The organism is Actinomadura miaoliensis, from assembly GCF_039536785.1.
Classification (GTDB): domain Bacteria; phylum Actinomycetota; class Actinomycetes; order Streptosporangiales; family Streptosporangiaceae; genus Spirillospora; species Spirillospora miaoliensis.
The window spans coordinates 86,027-92,225 of record NZ_BAAAZG010000087.1; the positions used below are offsets into that span (position 1 = coordinate 86,027).

A 6,199-nucleotide genomic window follows, 5' to 3' on the forward strand; every position below is an offset into this window, starting at 1 on the left:
CCCCTACTGACCTGCGTCGGCCCGGTTCCCCGCCCGGGCAGGATCGGAGACCGCGGTGACCGCCGAGACGGGCCTTCCCGACACGCTGCGCGACCTGCCCGCACACACCCCGGGCACGGTCGAGCTGGCCGATCTGGAACTGCTGCTGGCCGGGGCCTACCCCCCGCTCAAGGGGTTCCTCGGCTCCTTCGACACCGCCATGGTGATCGCCGGAGGACGGCTGGCCGACGGCACGCCGTGGCCCGTCCCGGTCACCCTCGCGGTGCCCGAGGAGCTGACCGGCCACGAACGGATCGTCCTGCAGGACCCCGAGGGCGTGCCGCTGGCCGTGCTGAGCGTCGCCGAGGCCTGGCAGGACCCCACCAGCCGCGGCTGGCGGCTGGCCGGCGAGCTGGAGCCGCTGCGCGCCCCCGCGCACGGACCGTTCCACCGCCTGCGCCGCCGTCCCGACGAGCTGGAGCGCCCGGACGGCCCGCTGCTGGCCGTCGCCACCCGCGAGCCGTTGCACCGCAAGCAGCTCGGCCAGCTCCGGCAGGTGGCCGAACGGCTCGGCGCGCGGGTGCTGGTGCTGCCGCTGCTGGGCGGCGAGCACGACGAGGCGCTGGTGCGGGCCCTGCTGGCGGTGCGCCGCGACCTGCCGGACGGCACGCGGGTCGTCCCGGTGCCGCTGCCGCCGCGCGAGGTCGACGGCGAACGCGACCTGCTGCTGCGCGCGCACGTCGCCGCCGCCTACGGCGCCACCCACCTGCTGGCCGACGAGCAGCAGGCCGACACCGCCGAGAAGATCGCCGACGGCGCCCCGATCCCGGTGGTGGTGCCCGAGCCGTGGGCCTACGACGCCGACGTGGAGGTGTGGCGTCCCGTCGCCCGCATCGAGCCCGACCACGTCCAGGCGGAGCTGACCCGCGAACGGCTCGGCGAGCTGCTCGACCGGGGCGAGCCGATCCCCGACTGGTTCACCCCGCCCGCGGTCGCCGCGGAGCTGGCCGTGGCGCGGCCGCCCAAGCACGAGCGCGGCCTGACGGTGTTCTTCACCGGGCTGTCGGGGTCGGGCAAGTCGACGGTGGCGCGCGGGCTGGCCGACGCGCTGGTCGAACGCGGCGGCCGCACCGTCAGCCTGCTGGACGGCGACGTGGTGCGGCGGCTGCTGTCGGCCGGGCTGACGTTCTCCCGCGCCGACCGGGACCTCAACATCCGCCGCATCGGGTACGTCGCGGCCGAGATCACCCGCCACGGCGGGGTGGCGATCTGCGCGCCGATCGCCCCGTACGCCGCCACCCGCGCCGAGGTGCGCCGCATGGTGTCGGCGGTCGGCGACTTCGTGCTGGTGCACGTGGCCACGCCGCTGGAGGAGTGCGAGCGGCGCGACCGCAAGGGCCTGTACGCCAAGGCGCGGGCCGGGGTCATCCCCGAGTTCACCGGGATCTCCGACCCGTACGAGGAGCCGGACCCGGCCGTCGACGGGGGCGCCGACCTGCGGCTCGACACCACCGGGCTGGAGCCCGACGAGGCCGTCGACCGCGTGCTGGACCTGCTGGTCGAGGGCGGCTGGGTGCGTCCCGCCTGACGCGCGGCGCACAGGGGTCACCGTTCTCTCACCTGTCCGGTACGGGGCCCCTGGCTGCCGATCATGCCTGCCGGGCGTTTAGTCTGGTTTTCGGCTTTCCCGATATACCCGGTAGGTCATGCTGATGGACTTTGATTGGACGATGGCGTTCGGCTCGTTCCTGGTCGCCATCGTCGTCGGGCTGACCGGCATGGGCGGCGGCGCGCTCATGACGCCGATGCTGGTGACGTTCTTCGGGGTGAGCCCGCTGGCGGCCGTGTCCAGCGACCTGGTCGCCGCCGCGGTGATGAAGCCGGTCGGCAGCGCCGTGCACTACCGGCAGGGCACGATCAACCTGCGGCTGGTTGCGTGGCTGTGCGCGGGCTCGGTGCCCGCCGCGTTCTGCGGCGTGCTGGTGGCCCGGGCCCTCGGCGACGGCGCCGAGGTGCAGGACGTCATCCAGAAGGCCATGGGCGTGGCGCTGCTGCTGGCGGCCGCCGGGTTGATCGTGCGCGGCTACATGGCGCTGGCCGACCGGGCCGCGCGGCGCGAGCCCGGCGAGCGCCGCACCGCCGCGCCGGGGTCGCCCGCCGCCGTCGGGGCACCCGAGATCAAGGTCCGGCCGGTGCCGACCGTGCTGGTCGGCGCGGTCGGCGGGCTGGTGGTCGGCATCACCTCGGTCGGCTCCGGCTCGCTGATCATCGTGGCGCTGCTGGCGCTGTACCCGGCGCTCAAGGCCAACCAGCTCGTCGGCACCGACCTGCTGCAGGCGGTGCCCCTGGTGTTCGCCGCCGCCCTCGGCCACCTGCTGTTCGGCGACTTCCACCTGGAGGTCACCGCGGCGCTGCTGGTCGGTTCCGTCCCCGGCGTCTACCTGGGGTCGCGGATCTCCTCGCGCGCGCCGGGCGGGCTGATCCGCCGCGCGCTGGCGTTCGTGCTCGTCGCGTCCGCGCTGAAGATGTTCGGCATGGGCACCGAGGTCCTCGCCTGGACGCTCGTCGGCCTGGCCGTGGCGGGCACCGCGACGTGGGCGCTGCTGCGCCGCCGCCACGGCCTGCCCGCCCTGGAGCTCACCGGCAGGCTCGCGCGGGCGCCCCGGCACGAGCCGGAGGTCTCCCGGACCCCCGCGGGCCGGCGATAGCGACCGCTCGCCGCCGGCGCCCGGCTCGGCGGGCGCCGGCCGCTCAGCGGGAGCCGGTGATGAGGGCCCGCAGCGCGGTGCTGGAGGTGTGCACCGTGTACGGGAAGTAGATCACCCGCACGCCGCGTGCGCCGAGGTCGGCTTCGAGACGGTCGCCCTTGGGGGTGCCCTTCCAGTCGTCGCCCTTGAACAGCACGTCGAACCCCAGGCGCTCCCACATCACCACCTTGTCGGCGGACACGTCGGTGACGACCTCGTCGACGCAGCCCATCGAGCCGACGATCTCCATCCGCTCGGCGTGCGGGACGATCGGCGCCCGCCCCTTGACCTGCTCCAGCACCTCGTCGGTGACCACGCCCGCGATGAGGTGGTCGCACTCGGCCCGGGCCCGCTTGAGGATGTTGAGATGCCCGATGTGGAACATGTCGTAGGCGCCCGGCACGTACCCCACCACGCCCGTACGGCGGCTCACCGGCGCACCCCCGTGTCCACCGGCTGCCCGGCGGGCGCCGCGGCGGGCGCGGGAGCGTCCAGGGCGGCGACCTCGCGGAACCACTTGACGGAGGCGGCCAGCAGGAACAACGCGTTCCCGGCGAACAGCAGCGTGTAGAGGGGCAGGAAGACGTCGGTGAAGCCGAGCAGCAGGAACGCCACGCACAGCACCCCGTAGTCGGTGGGGATCACCAGCAGCGACCGCAGCGTCGACGGCGCCGCCGGGGCGGGCGCCGGGCCGGTGCGGCGGGCCCGCGCCAGCAGGTCCTTGAGGATCATCCCGAAGAACATCACCGCGGCCACGATGGTGAACCCGAGCGGGACGAGCAGGTAGGCGTCGCGGTCCAGGTCGTAGAACCGGTACCACGACACCAGCACGGCCGAGTGCAACGCGGAGATCTTCGCCGCGTCCACCATGTGGTCCAGGTACTCGCCGGACGCCGAGCCGCCGCCGCGCAGCCGGGCCAGCTGGCCGTCGGCGGCGTCGAAGGCGTAGCCGACCACCAGCGCCAGGCACACCGCCGCGCCCAGCCACGGCGCCGGGTCGACCAGCGCGATCAGGGCGATGCCGGTGAAGGTGAAGCAGGCGCTGATCGCGGTGACCTGGTTGGGCGTCAGGCCGGCCACGTACGAGGCGGCGGCCAGCACGCGGCCCAGCTTGCGGTTGACGAACCGGGAGTAGGCGGGGGCGCCCTTGGCGCTCTTCTGCGCGGACGCCAGCCGGGTCAGCGCCGCGCGGAACCCGGCGGGCGCGGCGGCGTCCGAAGTGGCCCGCGCGCTCACGCGACCGACGTCCTCGGCGCGGCGCCGGCACCGCCGGCGCGGGACAGGCGGATACGCTCGCGCAGGACGGGGCTGCGGGTCTCGGCCAGGTCGGTGAACCGCACCACGCGCACGCCCGTGCCCTCCAGCTCGCGTTCGGCCGAGGCCGCCGAGCCGACGGAGTCGGCGGAGTCGCCCGGGGACGCGTCCGCACCGGTGAACACCACGCCGAATCCGACCGCGTCCCAGGCGGGACGCAGCGCCGCCTCCTCCAGCGGCACGACGTCGTGGACGCCGCGCACGTTGCCGACGATCTCCATGCGTTCCAGCAGCGGCACCACCGGCCGCGCGCCGTGCACCCGTTCGGCCAGCTCGTCGGACCACACGCCGACGACGAGCCGGTCGCACGACCGGGCCGAACGTCGCAGGACGTCCAGGTGACCGACGTGGAAGAGGTCGAAGACCCCCGGCGTGAAGCCGATCACCCCGTGCATGCAGCCCCCTTGCCCCTGAACGCGGGCCTACGTGTACGTCCGTCCTGGAACAGCCGTACGCTAGCAGCCCTTTGCTCGAACGTTGTCGCAGTTCTACCTATTGTTTCCATGGCGTCCATCTGGTGGTCGTCAGGTCCTGCTGAGGTCCGCCGCGTGGTCTCCCGGCGCGGCCGACGCGTCCGCCGCGGGCGGCGCGGCGCCGACCGGCGGGTCGCCCCGGCGCAGCATCCGCCACAGCAGCGCGGCCGACACCAGTCCCCCGGCGCCGAGGCAGAACGGGGCGATCGACGCCGCCCCCGCGTCCACGGCCAGCAGGACCGCCAGGACCAGCAGCCCGACCAGGCTCTCCACGCCGCGGATGACGAACACCGTCCGGGACCGCTTGCGGGCGGTGGCCAGGCTCGCCAGCGGCAGCGTGCAGGCGAAGCACACCGCGTACACGCCCCAGCCGACCGCGGCCAGGCCGTCGACGTCGAACGAGCCGCCGGTCACCACCGGCCCCAGCCAGTCCGCCAGCAGGATCCCGGCCAGGCTCATCACCAGCGCGATCCCGGCCATCAGCGCGCACGCCCGCACCGCCTGCCGGGCCCGCATGGGACGGCCCTCGCGTTCGGCCTTGGCGAAGTCGCCCAGCAGGAACCAGCCCGCCCCGTTGACGAACGTCAGCGCCGGGGCCAGCAGCAGCCGGGCCGCCTCCACCGCCGCCAGCGCGGCCGTGGACGCGAACCCGGCGATCATGAGCCGGGCGACCAGCAGCGCGGTCGGCCGGATGCCCGCCTGGATCGACCGCCACCACGCGAACGCGGCGATCTCGCGGAACGCGGTGCCGCGCAGCGGCGCCCGGGCGTACTCCTCGCGCGGCAGCCGCACCCAGGCCAGCATGATCGAGGCGGCACAGCCCACGCACATCGCGCCGAGCAGCAGCTCCAGCGACGCCTCGCCCGTCAGCGTCTGCCACCCGCCCAGCACGCCCAGCGTGACGAGCAGGTAGCTGCAGTCGTTCAGCGCCAGGCGCCAGAACTCCATCCGCGCGGTGAAGATCCGGCGGCCGGTCTCGTTCAGCAGCCACAGCGCGACCAGCAGCGCGAACAGCGCCGTGCCCGCCGCGCCCGCCAGTCCCATCACCAGCGAGATCACCGCGCCGACGACCGCGCCCGCCGCCACGGTGCCCGCCACCGACAGCAGCAGCGCGCCGCGCACGCGCGGGTCGAACCGGTCGTAGACGGTGAGGGTGTCGCCCACCCACGCCGTCTGCACCGCGGTGATCATGACGAGGACGGCGACGAACAGCGCGTACCCGCCGTAGCCGTCGGCGCCCAGGCCGCGGGCGGCCAGCGCCTGCACCACCAGGCTGCCGCCCGCGGTGACGAACTGGACCGTGACCGCGCCGCCCGCCGACGACAGCAGCCGCCCGAGCTTGCGCGCGACCCGGCTCTTGGGGACCCGGCTCACCTGTCGAGGTCGTAGCGCATCAGGGTGGACTCGTTCTTCCGCGGACGGGCGTCCTTGGCCAGGTCGTCCAGGGAGAACGTGTCCTCGGCGGTGCGGCTCGGGTCGCCGGAGCCGTTCCAGCGGTCGCGCGGCCGCTCGGCCGGCTTCGCCCGGTCGGTGTCGGCGGCGCCGTCGCCGGGCTTGCCCGCGGAGGACGACGCCGACGGCCCGGACGGCGCGGACGCACCGTTGCGGGACATGCGTCCACCCGGCGGGGACCCCGCCGGGGACGCGTCACGCGACGACGGGCGACCGGCGTCCGAGCCGGGGTTG

At 74.9% G+C, this 6,199-nt stretch carries 7 protein-coding genes; 2 read left to right on the top strand and 5 right to left on the bottom strand.

Annotation, left to right across the window (positions count from 1 at the left end):
• Window positions 1-55 precede the first annotated feature (55 nt).
• Together cysC and ABD811_RS43350 are read left to right on the top strand one after the other, a co-directional pair.
• A complete protein-coding gene (gene cysC / locus ABD811_RS43345; protein ID WP_344959553.1) occupies window positions 56-1,567 on the top strand; it encodes an adenylyl-sulfate kinase in 1,512 nt (503 codons plus the stop codon).
• A gap of 124 nt (window positions 1,568-1,691) precedes the next feature.
• Window positions 1,692-2,687, top strand: a complete 996-nt coding sequence (locus tag ABD811_RS43350; RefSeq protein WP_425549521.1) for a sulfite exporter TauE/SafE family protein — start codon at window positions 1,692-1,694, stop codon at window positions 2,685-2,687.
• A 43-nt stretch (window positions 2,688-2,730) separates the two neighbouring features.
• Here the strand turns inward: ABD811_RS43350 and ABD811_RS43355 are convergent, their stop codons facing one another.
• The 5 genes from ABD811_RS43355 to ABD811_RS43375 form a co-directional block, all read right to left on the bottom strand.
• Window positions 2,731-3,159 (bottom strand): FAD synthase family protein, encoded by a 429-nt coding sequence (locus tag ABD811_RS43355; RefSeq protein ID WP_344959557.1) that lies wholly within the window; start codon window positions 3,157-3,159, stop codon window positions 2,731-2,733.
• Entirely contained in the window at window positions 3,156-3,962 is an 807-nt protein-coding gene (locus tag ABD811_RS43360; RefSeq protein WP_344959559.1) for a CDP-alcohol phosphatidyltransferase family protein, read from the bottom strand. The genes ABD811_RS43355 and ABD811_RS43360 overlap by 4 nt, the downstream gene beginning before the upstream one ends.
• Entirely contained in the window at window positions 3,959-4,435 is a 477-nt protein-coding gene (locus ABD811_RS43365) for an adenylyltransferase/cytidyltransferase family protein (RefSeq protein WP_344959561.1), read from the bottom strand. The genes ABD811_RS43360 and ABD811_RS43365 overlap by 4 nt, the downstream gene beginning before the upstream one ends.
• A 129-nt stretch (window positions 4,436-4,564) precedes the next feature.
• Window positions 4,565-5,887 carry a polysaccharide biosynthesis protein gene (locus tag ABD811_RS43370; protein WP_344959563.1) on the bottom strand — a complete coding sequence of 441 codons (1,323 nt, stop codon included), beginning with the start codon at window positions 5,885-5,887 and terminating at the stop codon, window positions 4,565-4,567.
• Window positions 5,884-6,199: hypothetical protein (locus ABD811_RS43375; RefSeq protein ID WP_344959565.1), on the bottom strand; the 316-nt coding region annotated here is incomplete at its 5' end. The genes ABD811_RS43375 and ABD811_RS43370, both read right to left, overlap by 4 nt.

Excerpts from the sequence above, each read along its gene's own strand:
- ABD811_RS43350 (WP_425549521.1), top strand. The coding sequence starts at position 1,692 with ATGGACTTTGATTGGACGATGGCGTTCGGCTCGTTCCTGGTCGCCATC.
- ABD811_RS43365 (WP_344959561.1), bottom strand. The coding sequence starts at position 4,435 with ATGCACGGGGTGATCGGCTTCACGCCGGGGGTCTTCGACCTCTTCCAC.